Below are 20,577 nucleotides of genomic sequence, written 5' to 3' on the forward strand. Positions count from 1 at the left end.
AGCGCCTGTAGCGCTATGGGGGGCTTTAACGCAGCGATGGCAACGCAGGTAGTTTTTAAAGGTGCCCATGGGTGAGTTCGAACTGATCCGTCATTACTTCGCCGCCGCGCCCTGTGCGCGGGCCGGCGATTCAGTGGTGTTGGGCATTGGTGATGACTGCGCGCTGCTGAGCCTGGCGCCGGGCGAGCAGCTGGCGGTGTCCACCGACACGCTGGTGGCCGGCGTGCATTTTCCGGCGGTCTGCGATCCTTTCCTGCTCGGCCAGCGCGCCCTGGGCGTATCGGCCAGCGACCTGGCCGCGATGGGCGCCCGCCCGATCGGTTTCACCCTGGCCCTGACCGTTGCCGATTTCAATGCCGACTGGCTGCAAGCCTTTGCCCAGGGCCTGAACCGCATGGCTGAAGGCTGTGACCTGCGGTTGATTGGCGGCGACACCACCCGCGGCCCCCTGAGCCTGACCCTGACCGTATTCGGTGGCGTGCCGACAGGCCTGGCCCTGACCCGCAGCGGTGCCCAAGTGGGCGATCTGTTGTGTGTGGGGGGCGCGCTGGGCGACGCCGCCGGCGCCTTGCCGCTGGTAGTGGGCGAGCGTACGGCGGAGCCGGCGCTGGCCTTGCCGCTGCTGGCGCGCTACTGGTCGCCGCAGCCGCAACTGGCCCTGGGCCAGGCGCTGCGCGGCAAGGCCACGGCGGCGCTGGACATCTCCGACGGCCTGCTGGCCGACTGTGGGCATATCGCCAAGGCTTCCGGTGTGCGCCTGCTGGTCGAGCGCGAGCAGGTGCCGCTGTCGACCGCCGTGCTTGGCTTGCTGGGCGCGGATGCCGCGTACGAGGCGGCCCTCAGCGGCGGCGACGACTACGTGCTGGCCTTCACCCTGCCGGCTGAACACCTGCAGGCTTTGCAGGCCGAAGGTGGGGCGGTGCAGATCATTGGCCGGGTCGTGGCAGGCGAGGGTGTGGCCCTGATCGATGCCGATGGCCGGGACATCACCCCGGCGGTGCGCGGCTACCAACATTTTCGAGCGTCTTAGTTAATGACAACCCCGGCCCATCAACCGGGTCGCCGGGCCTGTGCAGGCCTGGTTGTCACGGCAAGGGCTGGTGTGGATCGTCGATCTGATCTAGCGTTTCGATCTTAACGTACGAATATTCGGCATAAGCGTCGCTTAGTACCTGCTGTTACAATGCGGCCCTTGCCAGTTCTCACATTTAGGAGCACACGGTGCCCGTCGTTTTTGTCGCCGCTTCCAAGCTGCCCACGCCTTTCGCGCAATTCACCATGCATGGCTTTCTTGAGTCGGCCACCGGGCGCGAGCACGTTGTCCTGAGCCTGGGCGACATCGCCGACGGTGCGCCGGTGCTGGGGCGCGTGCATTCCGAATGCCTGACCGGCGACGCCTTGTTCAGCCAGCGTTGCGACTGTGGCTCCCAACTGGAAGCGGCCCTGCGGGCCATCGCCAGCGAAGGCCGTGGCGTGCTGCTGTACCTGCGCCAGGAAGGGCGCGGCATCGGCCTGATGAACAAGATCCGCGCCTATGAACTGCAAGATGGCGGGGCCGACACGGTCGAAGCCAACGAGCGCTTGGGCTTTGCCGCCGACCAGCGCGAATACGCCATCTGCCTGCCGATGCTCCAGCACCTGGGCGTCGAGTCGCTGCGCCTGATGACCAACAACCCGCGCAAGGTCAAGGCCCTGACCGACATGGGCATCAAGGTGGCCGAGCGTGTGCCGCTGCACACTGGCCATAACCCGCACAACAAGCTGTACCTGGCCACCAAGGCCGGCAAGCTGGGGCACATGATGGGCAACGAACACCAGAGCGAGGTCGACCCGGCGTGACGCGCGGCCAGGTCTACCAGCGCCTGGAGCTGGCCTGGTGGCGGCAACTGGGCCTGACCCTGGCGCCGTTGCTGCTGGCCTGCGTGTTCTTCACCGTCTCGGAGCCCGGCATCCTGGCGCTGTTGCTCTTTATAGCCGGTGTCGGCTCGTTGTTGATCAGCTTCAAGCTGTACGGCGCCTACAAGCGGGCACTCGACCTGACCCGCGCTGCCCTCGACACCTCCGCCGAACCCGCCGCCTGGCTCAGGCTCGCCGCCGTACGCCGCACCGCCTTCCTGGCCGCCAGCCTGCCGGCCTGGTTCGCCGCCGTCGGCGTGCTGTTCAGCCTGCACGCCGTGCCGGTGGTGCTGCTGGCGCTGGCCAGCCTGGGACTGTTGCTGCTGTACCGTATCCCGCCATTGGTGCCGGTGCCGCCGGTGGCTTGAAGGGTTATTCATAATTGCCCTGCCAGACCTTTTCGGTGTATTTCACGGTAGGCCGCAAAACGGTATGCAAAAAAGCCAGATACTGCTCCAGCAGATCATCATCAGGAAAGCGGACATCAAAGCCCTGCGGTACATCCGTGCAGTGATGGACGATGATGCGGTACTTGCGGTCCACCGTGACGAAGTGGAATTCGTCCCAGGGTAGGCCTGGATGATGCCTGGGCTCGGGGCGTTGCCACGACATCAAGGCCCCGCCGGTGCCCACCAGAATGAACACCGGGCCGAAAACGGTCAGTAATGCCGAGCCGGTAAAGATACCCAGGAACATGACCGCCAGAACAAACACAATGACGATGCCCTTGAACAGGTCTTCGGTGTAGTCGGGGTAATAGAGGCAGTCGTCGCTTTCTATGTGGTCAGGGTAAACCCGGTAGTTGAAGAGGGTTTTCTGGCGGACCATGGCCAGGATTGCGAGGGACATTAGAAGCGAGCTGACGATGAAGAAGATTGGAGTGCCATAGCCCTCGGCAGCGCTAGGGTTGATAAGCCAAAGTGTGTAGATCAGGAATATTCCGGGCGCGCCAAAAGACACCAGTGCGAGAAACTTTCTGTCGCGAGGCGATTGATCGATTGTCTTGATTGACCACGTCATCAGTGTTGAAGCTTCTTTATCGGTAATCTGTTCTGCCGTTGAGTTGTCAGGGCTCATCATCTCATCCATTTGAAATTTTTGATGGTGTCGGCAATGCTGTTGCCAAGACGCTCTCACGGCCCGCTCGGGCTGAGAGGCTGTCTTGAAGACTTCGTTGTCAATCATGAAATCAGGTAGATCTTCCACGCGCCCTCACGGGTCTCGTTTCTGACTTGCAGTTCAGTGTTCTCTGCGCCATTGATTGCGTGACTGCCCTCATGATTCAGTGCGACTTTATAGAGATGACCAATGTCCCGAGGCGCGGCTTGCGGGTCTGTATTCGTTTGCAGTTTTGTGTGTTTTAGCGGGTGCCGTCGGCGGGTAAGGTTATTCATAATTGCCCTGCCAGACCCTCTCGGTGTACTTCACGGTAGGCCGCAGAACGGTATGTAAAAAAGCCAGATACTGCTCCAGCAGATCATCATCAGGAAAGCGGACATCAAAGCCCTGCGGTACATCCGTGCAGTGATGGACGATGATGCGGTATTTGCGGTCCACCGTGACAAAGTGAAACTCGTCCCAAGGCAGGCCTGGATGATGCCTGGGCTCGGGACGTTGCCACGACATCAAGGCCCCTCCGGTGCCCACCAGAATGAACACCGGGCCGAAAACGGTCAGTAATGCCGAGCCGGTAAAGATACCCAGGAACATGACCGCCAGAACAAACACAATGACGATGCCCTTGAACAGGTCTTCGGTGTAGTCGGGGTAATAGAGGCAGTCGTCACTTTCTATGTGGTCAGGGTAAACCCGGTAGTTGAAGAGGGTTTTCTGGCGGACCATGGCCAGAATTCCGAAGGAGGCTAAAAGCATACTGACGGTGATTGAAATCGGGAATCCATAGCTCTCGACGGTGCTGAGATCAGTCAGCCAGAGTATGTAGGCCAGGAAAGCGCCAGGTGCACCAAAAGAAAACAGTGCGAGAAATCTTCTGTCGCTAGGCGATTGATCGATTGCCTTGATTGACCATGTCATCAGTGTTGAAGCTTCTTTATCGGTAATCTGTTCTGCCGTTGAGTTGTCAGGGCTCATCATCTTGTCCGTTTTGATTTTGAGAGTGCCATACAAGGAAATCGGCAAGGCGGTTGACGATTTGCTCCCAGCCCGGTCGGGCTGAGAGGCTGTCTTGAAAGACTTCATTGTCAATCATGAAATCAGGTAGATTTCCCACGCGCCCTCGCGGGTCTCGTTCCTGACTTGCAGTTCAGTGTTCTCGGCACCATTGATTGCACGACTGCCCTTACGATTCAGCGCAATTTGATAAAGGTAACCAATGTCCTGCGGTGCGGCTTTCAGGATGTTATCGGGGTACCAGATCTGCAGTTCCAGAAAGTCGGCATCCGGCTCGACGGGTATCCAGGTTTGCCAGATGACACCGTCATCCTTGTCCAGGGTTGCTCCGAAGGGGATGATGTATTCCGACGGAGGCCTTTGATTATTGATGTCTCCCCATTTTGCCGGGTTTCTATAAGTGCCTTTGTCAAGAAAACTTTCCTTGATCGGGAACGCCATCTTTTCCGCCCCCAGCAGGCCATAGGCTCTCTTGCTGATGATGGCATCGAAGCCTATGACTTGATCACGCAGGGCATTAGGGAAACGGATTTGTACCCAGGCACCGTTCTTTTCAGCGACGGGGATGGAATCGCCTTTGCCAATGTTCATGTCGTAATAGTGCTCGGTACTCTTGACCAGCACCTCAGGGCTCAGCTCTATTTCCATGAAGGCGCGCTTTTCTTCAATCTGGCCCTCCAGTGTGTCGGGGTAGCGGTACTTAGGCGTGTGGGACCAGCAGCACTTTCTCAGCCATGAGCCGATGCTGTCTTGTTTCAGATAGTTGATGAGCGTTGTCATAAAAAGATAAATGCCTCCTACGATCATCAGGCCGAAGGCGAACCAGGGACCCATGACAAAAGTGGCCAGCCTTGCGTTAAAAAGTGCTGCTATTTGTAAAGCTCCACTACTTCCCATAGCAAGTACGGAATAAATCTTTACAGTCGTAAATACTTTTTCCTCGTCCGTTTTGGCGTTTTCTCGATCATCTCGCAGATCCCAGATTTCCAATGCGGCAGCTGCTATTGCGAACAGTCCCGTCCCTAGTAACCGTGTCCTGAAGTTACGAACCGCGTCAGCCCACACCGGATTTCCCCGAGCTCTCCAATAAGCCGCTGAATGATCCAGTATAGAGATATCCTTTCCGCGTATAACCACCGGCTTCGCGCCCCTCACCACCGACCACGGCGATTCCAGATACAACGCCGTCAACAGGTTGAGGCTCCACGCCAGGCTGTACGCCACCTTGGCCAGGTCCTTTTGCGTCAGGGTTCCATCGCGGCTCAGGTCCCGCCATATGAAGGCGGTGTTGATGAAGTTGAGGATGATCACCCCCCAGCTGATGCTGGCGCCATGAACGCCCAGGTGTTTGCTCCAGGCCTGCATGTGTTTTTGCCAGTCCTTGAGCGTGTGCTTGCCCGATTGTATGAAGGCACGAATGTCTTCCTGCAGCAGGCGGGCATATTGATTGTTCTGGTAGTCCAGCAGCGCGGGCCGGCTGGCTTCATGGGCGCGCAGGCGCGCGTTCATGGTGCGCAGGGCCTGCATGCGGCTGCGCCGGACGTAGGGACGCTCCGGATAGGCCCATTGACGTTTCAGTTGCGTAAGCTGTCGCTCCAGGGAGGCCAATGTACTTTTCCATTGCTGGACCTTGTGGCCGATATTCGCGTCGATTTCGGGTTTTCCCGGCGAGTTAGTGATGACCAGGTTAATCAGGAGATTACGTATCAGCGCCACCAGGCTCTGTTGCTTGCCGGTGGCCAGGCGGCTGTCCGCCGCAGCAAACGCCATGACCAGACCTTCGGCGGCCTGCTTGCCAGCCCCGCTGACCAAGGCTCGCAGGGCCTTGAAGCCGTCCTGCACCGGTTGCTTCAGCGCTTTCATCCACGGTGCATCGGCAAAGCCGGGATGGTTGAGCACGGCGTTCAGTTCGCCCGCGCGCGTGGCCAGGTTGGTCATGTCATTGAGACCGTTGAGCAGCTTGTTGGCCTGGGTGTGCAGGGCTTCTTTCAGGCCTGGCGAAAAACCGTAGCGCGCGGTGCCGAACAAGCTGCTGTTGGTGTCTTCCTGTTCTTGCAGCCAGTCGCTGCCATGCAGGTCCTGAGGGTAGAGGGCCAGCAGGTTTTCCAGCGTCGTCATCAGGTAGTGCAGGGAGTCGGTATTGGCGATGTCGACAAACAGCGCTTCAGGGTCATTGCCGATGTGCACGGCCCAGCGTTCGAAGTCGGCCAGCGTGTCCTTGATCTGTTGCAGCAGGCGCTGTTGGGCGGGTTGCTGTTGCCTCAGGTGGGTGCGTGCGCCTTCAAGGTTCACTTCACGGCGCCACTTGCTGCGCTGCAGCCATGACTCGATGTCCCGGGCCGGCGGGGTGACGCCATAGCGCTTGAAAAGCGCCTCACGCAGGGCGTCGCTCCTGGCGCGTGACACAAAGTGGATTTCCGGCGCGGCGGTGGCGTTTTCTTCGAGGATGCGTTCTTCAAGCTCGTATTGCTCCAGATACGCTTCCAGCTCCAGCAGGTACGTGTGCGTCCTCACCGGATCGCCGCGTACCGCGTCCGGCAGGCCGGTGGCTGGCTGGTCGGGCATGCCGCACAGATGGGTCACAAGGGTCGCCATCTGTGAGCGATGTTCATGCGTGCCCTGCCAGTCCTGATAAGCCACCTGATCGGCTGCCAGTTGCAGGCCCAGGTCATTGAGAACGGCCAGCGGGTCATCCAGGGCGATCAGCAGGGCGCTGTCCTTGTCCGGCACGCTGCCCAGCCAGCAGACATCAGCCCCCAGCGGGACCCAGGCGGCCTTGCCCGACGACGGATTGAAAGGCGGTTGGGTGCTGGGAATGGCCGAGTCATAGAAGCGCAGGTCTTCATTGACCTGGTAATAATCGATGTCGGCCACGGCTTCGGCGATGTTGCGCAGTGGCAAGGTGCCGGGCTCGTTCATGGTGACGCAGTAGCTCGCCAGGTCCAGGCGTTTCATGCGTGCCGCCCGGCTGCCATCGTGGGAGCGCAGGTGTTCGCAGGTCCGCCAGGTCCATTGCAGGGGCGAATAGGCAATGTGCAGGACGTGCTTGCGCGGGTAGAGCAGGTAGAGCTGCGCCTCGTCAGTGTCGCTGCCCACGCGGGTGTCCTGACCCAACTGGGCCTCGCGCCAGACAATACGTCGCAGGCCGGCATCGGTGGCCGAGTAGGTGTATTCGTGCAATGTCCCGGCGGTTTCGTCGAATACATAGACATAACCGTCGTAGAGCTGGCGCAACGTATAGCGGCGGCTTTTCAGTGCCGGCAGGCGCGGCCAGTTGCCGCCCTTGAGCAGCGGCTTGAAGACCGTGGGGTTGGGGTCGTAGCGCGAGCGGTCCAGGGCATAGCGCACCGGGACGATGGCGATGTGCGGACCTTTGAACGGGCACAGGCTGGTGCCAGTGGCGGGAGTCTTGTCGAAGAGAGTGGCGCGGTGCTGCCGAGGGGTTCCGAGCTTATCGGCCATGGGGCGGTCTCCTTGTGATGATGTCTGCCACGACAGCCCGGGAGGCAGACGCCATCGCCAGACACTGAGTCTGGATATAACAAGAACCGTGCCCTTGTTTAATTTTCTCTTTAAATCAAATGGTTAAGTATTCAATACAAAGTGATTGATCGTTTCTTGATCGATTTTAAAGATGAAAGCGCGCAATACCTTGCCAGGCCTGTGCAAGCCGTTGCGCATTCGTCTGCAGGCTTCATGATGCGCGGGGCAGGGGAAGGTGCCCACACCGTTATCCACCGCCCGGTGAGCAATGGTTTGCGCACCCGGACGAAAAAGCCCCGGCTCTTGCGAGTCGGGGCTTTGGTGCATCAAGCGTACCGGTAAGGGCTTGCTTCAGGCCTTGCAGATCAGCGCCAGGCGCTCACGGATGGCCGTTTCGATACCGGCGGCGTCCAGTCCGCACTCGGCCAGCATCTGCGCCGGCTTGGCGTGTTCGACATAGGCATCCGGCAGGCCCAGGTGCAGGACCGACTTGAGGATATTGGCCCGGGCCAGGCATTCGCTGACGGCCGAGCCGGCGCCGCCCATGATCGCGTTTTCCTCAAGCGTGACCAGCAGCTCATGACCGGCGGCGGCTTCGCGCACCAGGGCTTCGTCCAGCGGCTTGACGAAGCGCATGTCGATGACCGTGGCATCGAGTTTTTCTGCCACCTGCAGGGCTTCGGTCAGTTGCACGCCGAAGGCCAGGATAGCAACGCCCTGGCCCCGACGACGGACCACACCCTTGCCGATCTCTACCGGCTCGAGGCTGGCTTCTATCGGGGTATTCGGGCCGGTGCCACGCGGGTAGCGCACGGCGGCGGGACCGGTGTGCAGGTAGCCGGTGCTGAGCAGCTTGCGCAGTTCGTTTTCGTCGCTGGGCGTCATGATCAGCATGCCGGGGATGCAGCGCAGGTACGACAGGTCGAAGCTGCCGGCGTGGGTCGGACCGTCTTCGCCGACCAGGCCGGCGCGGTCGATGGCGAACAACACGTCGAGGTTCTGCACCGCCACGTCATGCACCAGTTGGTCATAGCCGCGTTGCAGGAAGGTCGAGTAGATCGCCACCACCGGCTTGCTGCCTTCACAGGCCATGCCGGCGGCCAGGGTCACCGCATGTTGCTCGGCGATGGCCACGTCGAAGTAGCGCGACGGGAAGCGCTCGCTGAACGCCACCAGGTCCGAGCCTTCTTTCATCGCCGGAGTGATGCCGACCAGGCGTGGGTCGTGCTCTGCCATGTCGCAGATCCACTGGCCGAACACGCCGGAATACTTGGGGCCAGAGGCCTTTTTGGGCGCTACGGCGGGGGCGTCGAGCGGGTCGAGCTTGGTGATCGCATGGTAGCCGATGGGGTCGACTTCGGCCGGGGCAAAGCCCTTGCCCTTCTTGGTCACCACGTGCAGGAACTGCGGACCCTTGAGGTCACGCATGTTGCGCAGGGTGGCGATCAGGGTCGGCAGGTCGTGGCCGTCGATCGGGCCGATGTAGTTCCAGCCCAGTTCCTCGAACAGCGTGCCGGGCACCAGCATGCCCTTGGCATACTCTTCGGTGCGCCGGGCAATTTCCCAGGCACCGGGCAGGCGCGACAGCACTTTCTTGCTCCCTTCGCGCATGCTGGTGTAGGTGCGGCTGGACAGGATCTTGGCCAGGTAGTTGGACAGGCCACCGACATTGCGCGAGATCGACATGTCGTTGTCGTTGAGGATCACCAGCATGTCGGCGTTGACTTCCGGCGCGTGGTTCAGCGCCTCGAATGCCATGCCGGCGGTCAGCGCGCCGTCACCGATGACAGCGATGGACTTGCGCTCGACGCCCTGCTGGCGGGCGGCCAGCGCCATGCCCAGCGCGGCGCTGATCGAGGTGCTGGAGTGGCCGACGCCAAAGGTGTCGTACTCGCTCTCGCTGCGCCGCGGGAAGGCGGCAATGCCGTCCTTCTGGCGCAGGGTCGACATGCGCAGGCGGCGCCCGGTCAGGATCTTGTGCGGATAGGCCTGATGGCCGACGTCCCAGACCAGGCGGTCGTCAGGGGTGTCGAATACATAATGCAGGGCGATGGTCAGCTCGATGACGCCAAGGCCTGCGCCAAAGTGGCCGCCGGTCTGGCCTACGCTGTAAAGCAGTTCAAGGCGCAGTTCATCGGCCAGGGTTTCCAGCTCGGCTTCACCCAGGCGGCGCAGTGCGTCCGGTGTATCGACTCGATCGAGCAACGACGTGACGGGGCGCTCGCGGGGAATGTCTTTGAACGTCTTGGGCATCAGGCGGATCGTTATAGTAGAGGACGCGGCAGTTTACCCTATGCGTTGCAGGCTGCCCATGAAGTGCGTCGAGGTGGATGATCAGGGCTGAAACGTTGGACGTGGCAAATCTGTATTGATTCGCCACAGCGCGACGTGCGGTGCGATTCAGTTGCGCCGCTCGACGATATAGCGCGCCAGCAGCCGCAAGGGCTCGGCGGCGTTATCGAAGGGCTGCAGCGCTTCAAGCGCCTGGTCGCGCAGTTGCAAGGCATACGCCTTGGCCGCGTCCAGGCCCAGCAATGCCGGGTAAGTCGGCTTGTCACGGGCGATGTCGGCGCCCTGGCGTTTGCCCAGCGTCGCTGTATCACTTTCGACGTCGAGAATATCGTCCTGCACCTGAAATGCCAGGCCGACGGCGCGGGCGTAGACCTGCAAGGCATCGAGGCGCGCGGCATCGCCATGACCGCTGGCCAGGGCGCCGAGGCGCACGCTGGCTTCGATCAGCGCGCCGGTCTTGTGCCGGTGCATGTTTTCCAGCGCCGCCTGATCCAGCTTCAGGCCCACCGAGCCCAGGTCGATGGCCTGGCCACCGACCATGCCGGCGGGCCCTGCGGCCTGCGCCAGGGTCTGGACCATCTGCAGGCGGGTCTCGGCATCACGGGTGTTCAGGCGTGGGTCAGTAAGTGCGGTAAATGCCAGGCTCTGCAGGCCGTCACCGGCCAGGATCGCGCAGGCTTCATCGAAAGCCTTGTGGGTGGTGGGCTGGCCACGGCGCAGATCGTCGTCATCCATGGCCGGCAGGTCGTCATGCACCAGCGAGTAGGCATGGATCAACTCCACGGCGCAGGCCGCGCCATTGGCGTCCTCGGCCACGCCGCCCAGGGCCTCGCACGCGGCATAGGCCAGCAAGGGGCGGACCCGCTTGCCGCCGTTCATCACGCTGTAGCGCATGGCGGCGTACACGCGGTCGAGTTCAGCGGCCGGGGCCTGGAACAGCGGTTCAAGGGCCGTGTCGACACGTTTCTGGCACAGCGCCTGGTAGGTCGCAATCATTCGGCTTGATCCGCATCGAAAGGCACTTCGGCCAGTTCACCGTCGCGCTCGAGCAGCACCTGGACCTTTTGCTCGGCCTGGGCCAGGGCACTCTGGCAGTCGCGGGTCAGGCGCACGCCTTGTTCGAAGGCGGTCAGCGAGTCTTCCAGTGACAGTTCACCGTTTTCCAGGCGCTCTACCAGTGTTTGCAGATCGGCGAGGGACTGTTCGAAATCCAGTGCAGCTTTCTTGCGGGCCATGAGGGCGGTTCCGGTAGAGATTTAACCGGGCGACACTAGCAGAGCAGCGCCACCGGGGCAAATGGCGACTGGCTGCTTTGAATGTTGCCCAGAGGGCGGCTCAGCGAAAGATTTACGCGGCCCTTGGGCCGTGGTGATGTTCCGCACGTGCCAAGGCCTGCGCTGGCAGGTCGGGTTGCACCTGTGGTTTGATCCGCAAGCCATTTCAAGAGATCGAGTGCATGACCCTGTTACCCGTGTCGGGCCTGTCAGTGCTGTTGCTCATGGGCGCCCAGGCTGCATGGGCTTTCGACCCTGAGCTGCACCGTGCCTATACCCGGCAGGCTGTTGCCGCCTGGGCCGGTTGCGCCAGCCTGCTACCTGAGGTCGGCGCAGCATTGGCCGCCGGCACCGATGCCGAGGATACCGGTGTGCTGACGGCCTGGCAGCGGCTTACCCATTGGCACTTCTACAACCGTGACGGCAAGCTGCTGCCGTTCTGGTTCATCGACCGTAACATTGACCGGATCTTCGCCCTTCGTGTCGAAGCACTGGAGCAGTTGCTCCAGCAGAAGCGGCCGCCGATTACCGAGGTGTATGAGCAGGCCGGCCGGGTTCTGCACTATATCCAGGACATGAGCGTGCCGGCCCATGTGGTGCCGGTCTTTCATGTCGCTGGCAGCGCGGACCCTTTCGACAGCTTCAAACGCCGCGAAAGCCTGCCGGCCTTCAGCCTGAGCCTGGATGAGTGTCAGCAATTAAAAGCAGAAACGGCAACGGCCCCGGCCTATTTGCACACACTGCTCAATGAGGCTGCCGAGTCGACCTTGCGGGCGATCGGCCAAAGACCGTCCGGCCCTGAAATGGCTGAAAACGCATGGCAGCGCTACTGGGCCTGGCCTGCGCGCGACCCTGACGAAGCGGCCAAGGGCTGGGGCGAGTACGGGACTTGTACCTTCGCCCTCGGCCCGGTCAACCCGGGGTGTAAAAGCGAAGCCGAGCTGCAGGCATTCTTCGAGCAGCAATACCGGCAAACGCTGTGGAACTCGGTGCGTGTCCTGGCCTACCTGTCCAGGCGCGTCGGCCCGTAGGCGCCTGTCTGTACGGCCCAGGCCGCACTACAGCGCTGCAAAGCCCGCTTGCAGATCGACCAGCAGGTCTTCGGGATTCTCCAGGCCGATCTGCAAGCGCAGCACTTGCCGCGCGCGGCCTTCGGCAAACACGCCCACTTCGCTCACCAGGCTCTCGTAGCCGCCCCATGAGTAACCAATGCCGAACAACTGCAAGGCACTGACGAAGCGGTCAGTGGTGCCCGGTGCAGCGCTTTTGAATTCAAAGCTGAGCAAGCCGTTGCAGCCATGAAAGTCACGTTTCCAGAGGTCATGACCCGGATGTTCAGGCAGCGCCGGGTGCATGACGCGCGCCACCTGTGGCTGGGCCTGCAACCACTGAGCGATGCGCAGGGCGTGCTGCTCATGCAGGGCCAGACGTGCGGCCAGGCTGCGAGCGCCGCGTAGCACCAGGTAGGCATCGTCGGGGCTGACGGTACTGCCGGTGGCAATCTGCATCGTTTTCAAGGTGCCGAAATGCGCCTCGGTGGTGCTGATGCTGCCCATCATCACGTCCGAGTGCCCGGCCACGTATTTGGTCAGGGCCATCAGCGAAATGTCGGCGCCCAGTGCCAGCGGCTTGCACAGCACACCCGAGCCCCAGGAGTTGTCTACCGCCAGTAACAGGTCGCGGGCCTTGCACAGCGCGGCCAGGGCCGGCAGGTCGGTCATGGCGAAAGTCTGTGAACCGGGCACTTCGGCGTAGATCATCCGGGTGTTGGGCTTGATCAGCGCTTCGATATCACTGCCGTTGGCGGCGTAATAATCGAACTCGATACCGAATGCCGTCAGCAGCGTACGCGCCAGGCGTCGCACCGGGGCGTATACCGCGTCGGTGATCAGCACATGCTGACCGGGGCGCAGAAAGGCCTGGAACACCTGGGCCACCGCATTCAAACCTGTGGGGTACAGGCAGGTGCCGTGGGCGCCTTCGAGTGTGTTGATCAGGTCTTCCAGGGCAAAGGCGGTGGGGTTGCCGTTGGCGGCGTAGGTCAGCGAGCGCTCGCTGTGCGCCCGCTGCGCCTCGGCCTCGCGCAGGCTGGCGAGGCTGTCGAACAAGACGGTGCTCATGCGCACCACCGGCGGGTTGACCGGTAATCCCGGACCGCTGGCCGCGCTGCGCCCGCGCTGGGTCAGTGCGGTGGCCGCACGGGGATCTCGGGATGAAGGCATGGCAGGCTCCGCAGCATAGAGGGACAGGCCGTCATGGTAGCGCAGGACCGCTCAGGTGCTTCTACAAAGCGTGCGGCCGGCTCACCATCCGGCTGGCCACCAGGCCGACCTCGAACAGCAGCCACATCGGCACCGCCAGCATCGTTTGCGAGAACACGTCCGGCGGGGTAAGGATCATGCCCACCACAAAGCAGCCGACGATCACATAGGCCCGGCTTTTGCTCAGGGTCTGCACATCGATCATGCCGGCCCATACCACCAGGAAGGTCGCCACCGGAATCTGGAACGCCAGGCCGAAGGCCAGGAACAGCGCCAGGATGAAGTCCAGGTACAGCGCGATGTCGGTCATCATTTCCACGCCCTCGGGCGTGACGCTGGCGAAAAAGCCGAACATCATCGGGAACACCAAAAAGAACGCGAAGGCCATGCCGGCGTAGAACAGGGTCACGCTGGCCACCAGCAAGGCGATGGCGATGCGGCGCTCCCGGCGATACACCACCGGCGCGACCATGCCCCAGACCTGGTGCAGGATCAGTGGCATGGCCACGAACAGCGCCAGCATCAGGGTCAGCTTGAACGGCGCCATCAAGGGCGAGGTCACGCTGGTGGCGATCATGCTGGCGCCGGCGGGCAGAAAGGCACGCAGCGGGGCCGAGATGGCGGTGTACAGGGTCTGGGCGAAAGGAAACAGGCCGATGAACAGCAAGACAATCGCCAGCAGGCAACGCAGCAGGCGGCTGCGCAACTGACGCAGGTGACTGACTACCGCGATGGGAGCGTGATGTTCCAGGGCATTCATGAGGTCGATTGTCCGTTGCTGGCGTGAGGCGTGCCGGCCGGCGGGTCGAGGCGGATGCCTTCACGCAGTTCCTGTTCCAGCGCGATCAGGGGTGCCTGGTCGAGCGACTGGCGCAGTTGCTCGGCATCCAGTTCGCGTTCCATCTGCCGCTTGATGCCATTGAGCGCGCGCTTGGTCTGGCCCATCCAGCGCCCGGCGGTACTGGCGGCCTTGGGCAGGCGCTCAGGCCCCAGCACCAGCAGGGCGACGGTGCCGACCAGCAGCAGTTCGGTAAAGCCGATCTCGAACATCAGTGCTTGCTGTCGGCTTGGTGCGCGGCGGTGCGGCTGGCATCGTTCAGGCTGCCTTTGCTTGCCAGGGTGTCGTCGCCCTTGGTTTCGTCATGGCCCATGGAGCTGCGAAAGCCCTTGATGGTTTCGCCCAGGTCCGCGCCCAGGGTGCGCAAACGCTTGGTGCCAAACAGCATGAAGACCAGCACGAGAACGATCAGCAGTTGCCAGATTCCGATACCACCCATGAAACGCACTCCAAGTCATTGATTATGAAAATGAACAGGCATCTTGCCGAGGCCATGTGACGAGGCTGTGACATTTTTGCGTGGTTTTCATGAGCCTGTTACCCGGTTGCAACATTGCCGGTGTTGACTGTCGGTCCGCAGGTTTGAAAGCAGGTAGGAGTCATGCGCAGGCAACAGCAGGGCGCGGCGTTATTGATGGTACTGGTGGCCCTGGCGATGCTGGCCGGCGGGCTGACCTGGCTGGTGGCGCAGGGGCGCCAGCAGGTCGACGGTGTACGCCTGGTGCAACAGCGCATCCAGGCGCGGGCGGTGGAAAAGGCCGCGCTGGCGTTTACCGAGCAGGCGCTCAAGGACCCGCTGTGGCGCGCCAGCCCGATGTTCTGGCAGGCCTTGCGCGGCCAGCCGTTGAGCTATGACTTCGCGGGCGGGAAGTCCAGTATCCGCATTGTCGACCTGCACACCTGCTTCAACGTCAACAGCCTGATCGGCCCGCAAGCGGACCGGGCGCGCAACCAGTTGTTGTACCTGCTGGGTGATGACATGGCGGCCGAGCGCCTGGCCGACAGCCTGATCGACTGGCTGGACGCCAACCATCAGGCGCGCCTGCACGGGGCGGAAAACCCGGAGTATTCACGCCAGTCACCGGCGCGCATGGCGGGCAATCAGCCAATGGCCGACATCAGCGAGATGAACCTGATGGCCGTGCCCGGCGCCCGCGCCACCGGCTCGCTGTGTGTGCTGCCGGACAGCGAAGGCTGGCAGCTCAACGCCAATGCTCTGAATCTGGAGCATTTGCCGTTGCTGGAGGCCCTCTATGAAGGCGAGATCCCGCGCGCGCAACTGACCCGCCTGATCACCGGCCGCCCGCCTGGCGGCTACAAGGACGCCAGTGACCTGCGCAGCGCCATGGGCGCAATGGACGACGAAGCCTTTGCCCGATTGAGCGAAGGCTTGCTGCTCAACGGTGATCACTTTTTGCTGCAGATCGAAACCACGCTGGACGGCCAGGCGTTTCGCAGCCAGTACCGGGTCCAGGCCCGCGGGGTGGTGAAATGGCACAGCCGGGTGCCGGCGCAACAGATGGTGGTGCGGGGACGGGAACTCTAGGGGCTGCGTAGGGCCGGCTTTAGCCGGGAACACAGTCACCACCGATTTACGCCTGCACGTCTGAAACCTTTTGCACCACGTTACTGCCGCTTCTTCGAGAGGCAGATCCTATCTTTGCCTTCCTTTTCTCTGGGGGGCAATGGAATGCCTGTTCATCATCACGCCCATTATCTGCGTCTCGGTCGCCATTCTATTCATGGACAGATTTATCTGGTGACGTGTGTTGTACGCAATCGCGACGCTGTGTTTTCCAATTTATGGATAGGTCGTCGACGGGTGACTGAGATGCGTAGCCTGCATGTGGCAGGCTACGTGCGGTCGCTGGCTTGGGTGGTTATGCCTGATCACGTGCACTGGCTGTTTGAGGTCAGGTCCGGTTCTTTGAGCCAGTTGATGCAACGGCTCAAAGGGCGCAGCGCGTATGTGATCAACAAGCATTTCGGTAACAAGATGCTGTGCGGGCAGAAGGGCTATCACGACCATGCCGCCAGGCGTGATGAGGATGTATTGAAAATGGCGCGCTATGTGATCGCCAATCCGATACGCGCCGGATTGGTACAGCGCGTAGGTGACTATCCGTTGTGGGATGCGGTCTGGATCCCGTAGGAGCTGCTTCAGCAGCGAAGGGTAGCACCGCAGATCTGCGGTGCCTGCTTCCCGGCTGAAGCCGGTCCTACGGGCTGAAGCGGATCGCCGCCCGGCCGGTCTTGCGGGTTGAAACGGGTGATATCAGACGCCCAGTTCACCCCCGTCGGCGCGCTGGATCACCACGGTCGAGGCCCGTGGACGTACGGTGCCAACGGTGACGTCGGTGGCCACGTCGGTGGACGGCCAGTTGCCCGGGTGCTGGATGTTGATGAACATGGTCTTGTTGTCCGGGGTGAAGGTCACGCCGGTCACTTCCGAGCCATTGGGGCCGACGAAGAAGCGGCGCAGGTCGCCCTGGTTGCTGGCATTGACCGGAACCTGCTTGCCGGCGGCGTCGACCATGTTGCTCGGAATCACGGCCAGCATCTGGTCGTTGGTGTAGCTGGTCAGGGTCGACTCGCCGTTGTCGGTCTGGATCCACAGGATGCCACGGCTGTCGAAAGTCATGCCGTCGGGGCTGGCGAACTGGTTGAGTTCGGTCAGGCCCGAGCGGTTGAGGTCGGCGGTGCCGGCAGCGTTGGCGCCGAAGACGAAGATGTCCCAGGTGAACGAGGTCTGGTTGTCGGCGTCATGCCAGCGGATCACGTGGCCGTGCTTGTTGTTGACGCGCGGGTTGGCGGCGTTGGCGGTGGTGCGGCTGGTGTTGTTGGTCAGGGTCAGGTACACGTCGCCGTTGACCGGGTTCACGGCCGTCCATTCCGGGCGGTCCATCGGTGTGGCGCCCACGGCGTCGGCGGCACCGCGGGTGTTGAGGATGATGCCCGGCAGGTCGGTGAACTTGGCGCCCAGGGTGCTGCCGTCGGTGGTGGCGGTGGTGGCTTCGAGCAGCAGCCAGGTGCCGGTGCCGTCAGCGTTGAAGCGGGCCACGTACAGCTTGCCGCTGTCCATGTACTTGGCGCCAGTGGCCAGGCGGTCGGTCGGGTTGGCGTCGGCGGCGGTCCACAGGGCGGTGGAGACGAACTTGTAGAGGTATTCGTTCTGCGAGTCGTCGCCCATGTAGAACACCACCGGCTTGCCCTCGGTCAGCAGGCCCGGCCAGCAGCCTTCGTGACGGAAGCGGCCCAGCGCCGTGCGCTTGGTGGCGACGCTGGTGGCGCTGTACGGGTCGATCTCGACAATGTAGCCGTAGGTGCTGGCTTCGTTGCGGTAGTCGTCAGTGGCACTGGCACCGCGCGGGGTGATGTTGAAGCGGCTGAATTCGTCGTTGACTTCGCTGCTGTCGCCGGCCGCGGTTTCCCAGTCATAGTTGGTGCTGGAGGTGGCCACGCCGATGCGCTTCTGGTCGGCCGGGACAGTGCCCTTGTTGAGGAAGATGCCTGGCCAGTTTTCTTCGCACGTCAGGTAAGTGCCCCATGGCGTGTAGCCGTTGCCACAGTTGTTGTTGGTGCCGCGGGTACGGGTGCCGTCCGGCGAGAACTTGGTCTTGACGTGCGCGGTGCCCTTGAGGGGGCCTGCGATGTTCATCACCGAATCGGTGGTCAGGCGACGGTTGAGCGGGTCATTGTCGACGATCTGCCAGCGGCTGCCGACCTTGCGAACGCGGAACACGCCGGCGCCATGGGCGTTGATTTCCTTGCGCACTTCCTCGGCCGGGCGCTTGCCGGCGACCAGGGTCGGGCCTTTGGGGTGCAGGGCTTTCTCATCGATGTACTCGTAGTTGATGGCAATGATGCCTTCGGTCGAGCTGCCATTGATGGGGAAGTAATGAATGCCGTCGTGGTGCATGCCGGCGGCGTTGGCCTGGTCGGCGGAGGTGTTGGTGCCGTCGCTTTTCCAGGCATTGGCGCGGCTGTTGAACGGCGTGCCCCACGGGGCCAGGACGTGGGCGACGTAGCCGGCAGCCACGGTGCAGGCATCGGTGCGTGAACCTGGAATCGAGTTGAAGCCCAGCTTGAGCTTGGGCACTTCCGGGGTCGGGGTCACCGGCTCGGCGACATCGTCGTCATCGGAACCGCCACCGCTGTCGAAGCAGCCGGTCAGGCCGGTGCCGGCAATCAGGGCGATTGCAGCCCCCAGGCCACCGCGCACCACGCTGCGCCGGCTCAGGAAGGTGTCGATCACCGATTCCATCGGCTCATTGACGCTCAGGTTGCGGTTCAGGTTATCGCCGGTGTCACGACTCATTCATCAGGTCCTTTTATGAAAGCAGGAATAAGTAAGGAGCCGCGAACTTTAGGAGCCAAGTGTGATGATTTATTGGCAGTTTGGTTAAGTTGTTACACAGGTTCATCTGTGTTTGTTTCAATTTGTTTCTTGGCGGGGGCTTCTTTGTGCTTTTTACAGGGCCCCTTCCTGCGCGCTCGTGTGCCCCGCAACCTGCTGATTAAAAGGGCTTTACCCTTTATTCAGACGATAGGCGTGCCAGAGCAGGCGCCTGTGCGACGTCCAGAGGGCACTTGCAAGCGCACTGGCCTTATTGCAGGTGTGAACAGGGGCTTTCAGTGACCACTGATGGCACAAATGATGGCGAGGTAGTTGCAAAACTGCCATCAAACTGTCATTTGCCATCGCCAATATGCCGCCCCTGTACTGAGACAGTCCCAGGGTGCGTAAACAAATGGTTTCGATGGTGCGACGCGATGTATTGGGGTGGATGACGGTCGGTGCCGTGGCACCGTGGCTGTCGGCCTGCTCGTCGTTGGCCGGACCGTCGGGCAGTGGCGGGCAGGTCGACCTGTTGTATGTCGCCGACACCCTGGATGCCCGCCAGCCCGGCAAGCCTGTGGTCCCGGCCACCCGTCTGGGCCCGGCCACGCGCATCGGCCAGGCGCCATGGATCAGCGGTCCCAATGCCCGCGCCGCCAACCCGGGCAATCGCACCCTCGACAGCCTGCTTGACGCCCACCTGACCGGCCCCTTACAGACCGGGGGCTATCCGGTGCTGGGGGCGCTGTTGCAGCGCATGCGCCTTGAGGCCGGGGAAGGCAACAGCCTGACCCTGGAAAATGGCCAGTGCTGGAACGGCAGCGGCCTGGCCTACCTGACCCAGGGCGTGTCGGGCGTGCAGGGCAGTGCGCTGCTGGGCACCGAAGTGCGGGTCAGCAGCGATGAACGCCTGCTCTGGCCCCACGCCTGTGCCGGTCTTTATCGCCAGTACCAGCACCCGGTGCTGGGCGCCGGGCTTGGCAGCGAAGCGGCCCAGCGCCTGGGCACGCAAGCGCTGACCCTGTTCAAGCGCAGCGGCGTGCGCATCGCCGTGGTCGGGGTGACCGACCCGTATGCCCGTGACCAGAAAGCTTCCCTCAAACACTGGCTGGACAGCCTGCAACCGGTGTTCGAGCAGGCCCGCAGCGAGGCCGATCTGGTCATCGCCCTGGCTGATGTCGGCACCGGCCCCGCGCTGTGGCTGGCCGAACGCATCAGCCAGATCGACATCATGCTCGGCGCCCGGGGCCAGGATTTCTGGCCGCAACCGATCGAAGCCTTGCAGGCATCGGGCAAGCGCGTGCCGGTGGTGCTCGGTGGCGTGCGGGCCAGCGGTGCATTTCGCATTCGCTGCCAGCAGGTGGCCGGCAACTGGCAGTTCGCGGCGCAGTTTCAACCGGCGCTGGACAGTGCCTTGAGTGTCAGCGATCAGGTCCCTGCGCAACGTATTCGTCAATTGGCGCAGCAGCAACGCGCCGCGCATGCCGGCTGGCTCGACCAGCCCTTGGCGCAGGCCCCGGAAAACCTGTGGCGCCGCGATGTGCGCGGCGGCAGTTGGGACCGCCTGCTGCATCAGGCACTGGCCGGGCCATCAGGCGGTGCCGTGCTGTTGCCGGGCTTGCGCTACGACTATCCCCTGGAGCGCGGACAGACCATCACCCGCGAACACCTGCTCAGCCTGACCGGCAGCTACCCGGCGCCGGTGGTTGACGTGGCTGCCAGACAGGTGCCCAACGTACTGGAAAATGCTGCCGAGCAACTGTTCGGTGAGCCGCTGTTGCTGGACAACAGCCAGGATCTGCCACGCTGGTTCGGTCAGGACTGGCAAGTGATCTACAGCGCCAGCGGCAAGCGCATCAGCGGTGTCGGCGAGCCACTCGGGCAATGCCGCACCTTTGGCCTGGGCTTCGAGGCGCAGGCCGGCCAGCCGCTGTGGCAGCACCTGGAACAGTGGCTGCGTGAGCAACCCCAAGGCTGGCAGCTGGCGAGCCTGCCGTTGCCGCAGATGCGCTATGTGCAAGGCCATCCAGGCTGGCACCCACGCGAGCTGTCCCGTTGAGCCGG

At 62.4% G+C, this 20,577-nt stretch carries 17 protein-coding genes and 1 pseudogene; 7 read left to right on the forward strand and 11 right to left on the reverse strand.

Going from position 1 to position 20,577, the window contains the following annotated elements:
• Positions 1 to 67: 67 nt before the first annotated feature.
• From thiL to DGA31_RS24565, 3 genes are all read left to right on the forward strand, one after another.
• Positions 68 to 1,030, forward strand: coding sequence for a thiamine-phosphate kinase (thiL, locus tag DGA31_RS24555; protein ID WP_109514272.1), 963 nt, complete (start codon positions 68 to 70; stop codon positions 1,028 to 1,030).
• Positions 1,031 to 1,221: 191 nt separating this feature from the next.
• Positions 1,222 to 1,839 carry a GTP cyclohydrolase II gene (gene ribA / locus DGA31_RS24560; RefSeq protein ID WP_109514273.1) on the forward strand — a complete coding sequence of 206 codons (618 nt, stop codon included), beginning with the start codon at positions 1,222 to 1,224 and terminating at the stop codon, positions 1,837 to 1,839.
• Complete coding sequence (locus tag DGA31_RS24565; protein WP_109514274.1) at positions 1,836 to 2,264, forward strand: MFS transporter; 429 nt, start codon at positions 1,836 to 1,838, stop codon at positions 2,262 to 2,264. The genes ribA and DGA31_RS24565 overlap by 4 nt, the downstream gene beginning before the upstream one ends.
• Before the next feature lie 4 nt (positions 2,265 to 2,268).
• Here the strand turns inward: DGA31_RS24565 and DGA31_RS24570 are convergent, their stop codons facing one another.
• The 6 genes from DGA31_RS24570 to DGA31_RS24595 form a co-directional block, all read right to left on the reverse strand.
• The gene (locus tag DGA31_RS24570; protein WP_152035078.1) at positions 2,269 to 3,102 is read right to left on the reverse strand and encodes a hypothetical protein; all 834 of its coding nucleotides are present in this window, start codon (positions 3,100 to 3,102) and stop codon (positions 2,269 to 2,271) included.
• A gap of 180 nt (positions 3,103 to 3,282) precedes the next feature.
• Positions 3,283 to 4,095: a hypothetical protein gene (locus DGA31_RS24575; RefSeq protein ID WP_109514276.1), complete on the reverse strand. Its 813-nt coding sequence runs from the start codon at positions 4,093 to 4,095 to the stop codon at positions 3,283 to 3,285.
• A gap of 6 nt (positions 4,096 to 4,101) precedes the next feature.
• Positions 4,102 to 7,488, reverse strand: coding sequence for a T6SS effector BTH_I2691 family protein (locus tag DGA31_RS24580; protein WP_109514277.1), 3,387 nt, complete (start codon positions 7,486 to 7,488; stop codon positions 4,102 to 4,104).
• Positions 7,489 to 7,860: 372 nt separating this feature from the next.
• Positions 7,861 to 9,762, reverse strand: a complete 1,902-nt coding sequence (gene dxs / locus DGA31_RS24585; RefSeq protein ID WP_109514278.1) for a 1-deoxy-D-xylulose-5-phosphate synthase — start codon at positions 9,760 to 9,762, stop codon at positions 7,861 to 7,863.
• Positions 9,763 to 9,909: 147 nt separating this feature from the next.
• Positions 9,910 to 10,797, reverse strand: a complete 888-nt coding sequence (locus DGA31_RS24590; RefSeq protein ID WP_109514279.1) for a polyprenyl synthetase family protein — start codon at positions 10,795 to 10,797, stop codon at positions 9,910 to 9,912.
• Positions 10,794 to 11,036 carry an exodeoxyribonuclease VII small subunit gene (locus DGA31_RS24595; protein WP_056836180.1) on the reverse strand — a complete coding sequence of 81 codons (243 nt, stop codon included), beginning with the start codon at positions 11,034 to 11,036 and terminating at the stop codon, positions 10,794 to 10,796. The genes DGA31_RS24590 and DGA31_RS24595 overlap by 4 nt, the downstream gene beginning before the upstream one ends.
• A 221-nt stretch (positions 11,037 to 11,257) precedes the next feature.
• Here DGA31_RS24595 and DGA31_RS24600 point away from each other — a divergent pair, with 221 nt between their 5' ends.
• On the forward strand, positions 11,258 to 12,106 hold the full coding sequence (locus tag DGA31_RS24600) for a phospholipase C/P1 nuclease family protein (protein ID WP_109514280.1): 849 nt from the start codon (positions 11,258 to 11,260) through the stop codon (positions 12,104 to 12,106).
• 27 nt (positions 12,107 to 12,133) lie between these two features.
• Here DGA31_RS24600 and metC read toward each other — a convergent pair whose 3' ends face one another.
• The 4 genes and pseudogenes from metC to tatA form a co-directional block, all read right to left on the reverse strand.
• Positions 12,134 to 13,297, reverse strand: a complete 1,164-nt coding sequence (gene metC, locus DGA31_RS24605) for a cystathionine beta-lyase (RefSeq protein WP_109514281.1) — start codon at positions 13,295 to 13,297, stop codon at positions 12,134 to 12,136.
• Between the two features lie 61 nt (positions 13,298 to 13,358).
• The gene (tatC, locus tag DGA31_RS24610) at positions 13,359 to 14,096 is read right to left on the reverse strand and encodes a twin-arginine translocase subunit TatC (RefSeq protein ID WP_109514282.1); all 738 of its coding nucleotides are present in this window, start codon (positions 14,094 to 14,096) and stop codon (positions 13,359 to 13,361) included.
• Positions 14,093 to 14,386 (reverse strand): Sec-independent protein translocase protein TatB, encoded by a 294-nt coding sequence (gene tatB, locus DGA31_RS24615; protein WP_056836127.1) that lies wholly within the window; start codon positions 14,384 to 14,386, stop codon positions 14,093 to 14,095. Before tatB ends, tatC begins: the two co-directional genes overlap by 4 nt.
• Positions 14,387 to 14,477: 91 nt before the next feature.
• Positions 14,478 to 14,613: pseudogene (tatA, locus tag DGA31_RS30920) on the reverse strand (twin-arginine translocase TatA/TatE family subunit); the annotation flags it as partial.
• A gap of 162 nt (positions 14,614 to 14,775) precedes the next feature.
• On the opposite strand from tatA, the gene gspK reads away from it, so the two are divergent.
• On the forward strand, positions 14,776 to 15,720 hold the full coding sequence (gene gspK / locus DGA31_RS24625) for a type II secretion system minor pseudopilin GspK (RefSeq protein WP_056836123.1): 945 nt from the start codon (positions 14,776 to 14,778) through the stop codon (positions 15,718 to 15,720).
• A 144-nt stretch (positions 15,721 to 15,864) separates the two neighbouring features.
• Positions 15,865 to 16,326, forward strand: coding sequence for an REP-associated tyrosine transposase (locus DGA31_RS24630; RefSeq protein WP_056836121.1), 462 nt, complete (start codon positions 15,865 to 15,867; stop codon positions 16,324 to 16,326).
• Positions 16,327 to 16,449: 123 nt separating this feature from the next.
• On the opposite strand, the gene DGA31_RS24635 is transcribed toward DGA31_RS24630, so the two are convergent.
• A complete protein-coding gene (locus tag DGA31_RS24635; protein WP_109514283.1) occupies positions 16,450 to 18,492 on the reverse strand; it encodes a PhoX family protein in 2,043 nt (680 codons plus the stop codon).
• A 433-nt stretch (positions 18,493 to 18,925) separates the two neighbouring features.
• Here DGA31_RS24635 and DGA31_RS24640 point away from each other — a divergent pair, with 433 nt between their 5' ends.
• Positions 18,926 to 20,572, forward strand: a complete 1,647-nt coding sequence (locus DGA31_RS24640) for a bifunctional UDP-sugar hydrolase/5'-nucleotidase (protein WP_109514284.1) — start codon at positions 18,926 to 18,928, stop codon at positions 20,570 to 20,572.
• Positions 20,573 to 20,577 lie beyond the last annotated feature (5 nt).

The organism is Pseudomonas ovata, assembly GCF_003131185.1.
GTDB classification, from domain to species: Bacteria; Pseudomonadota; Gammaproteobacteria; order Pseudomonadales; family Pseudomonadaceae; genus Aquipseudomonas; species Aquipseudomonas ovata.

Bases quoted from the DNA above. Each gene is read 5' to 3' on its own strand.
- metC (WP_109514281.1), bottom strand. From the start codon at position 13,297: ATGCCTTCATCCCGAGATCCCCGTGCGGCCACCGCACTGACCCAGCGC.
- dxs (WP_109514278.1), bottom strand. From the start codon at position 9,762: ATGCCCAAGACGTTCAAAGACATTCCCCGCGAGCGCCCCGTCACGTCG.
- tatC (WP_109514282.1), bottom strand. From the start codon at position 14,096: ATGAATGCCCTGGAACATCACGCTCCCATCGCGGTAGTCAGTCACCTG.
- DGA31_RS24640 (WP_109514284.1), top strand. From the start codon at position 18,926: ATGGTTTCGATGGTGCGACGCGATGTATTGGGGTGGATGACGGTCGGT.
- DGA31_RS24630 (WP_056836121.1), top strand. From the start codon at position 15,865: ATGCCTGTTCATCATCACGCCCATTATCTGCGTCTCGGTCGCCATTCT.
- DGA31_RS24595 (WP_056836180.1), bottom strand. From the start codon at position 11,036: ATGGCCCGCAAGAAAGCTGCACTGGATTTCGAACAGTCCCTCGCCGAT.
- DGA31_RS24575 (WP_109514276.1), bottom strand. From the start codon at position 4,095: ATGAAGTCTTTCAAGACAGCCTCTCAGCCCGACCGGGCTGGGAGCAAA.
- DGA31_RS24635 (WP_109514283.1), bottom strand. From the start codon at position 18,492: ATGAGTCGTGACACCGGCGATAACCTGAACCGCAACCTGAGCGTCAAT.
- DGA31_RS24600 (WP_109514280.1), top strand. From the start codon at position 11,258: ATGACCCTGTTACCCGTGTCGGGCCTGTCAGTGCTGTTGCTCATGGGC.
- DGA31_RS24590 (WP_109514279.1), bottom strand. From the start codon at position 10,797: ATGATTGCGACCTACCAGGCGCTGTGCCAGAAACGTGTCGACACGGCC.
- thiL (WP_109514272.1), top strand. From the start codon at position 68: ATGGGTGAGTTCGAACTGATCCGTCATTACTTCGCCGCCGCGCCCTGT.
- DGA31_RS24580 (WP_109514277.1), bottom strand. From the start codon at position 7,488: ATGGCCGATAAGCTCGGAACCCCTCGGCAGCACCGCGCCACTCTCTTC.
- gspK (WP_056836123.1), top strand. From the start codon at position 14,776: ATGCGCAGGCAACAGCAGGGCGCGGCGTTATTGATGGTACTGGTGGCC.
- tatB (WP_056836127.1), bottom strand. From the start codon at position 14,386: ATGTTCGAGATCGGCTTTACCGAACTGCTGCTGGTCGGCACCGTCGCC.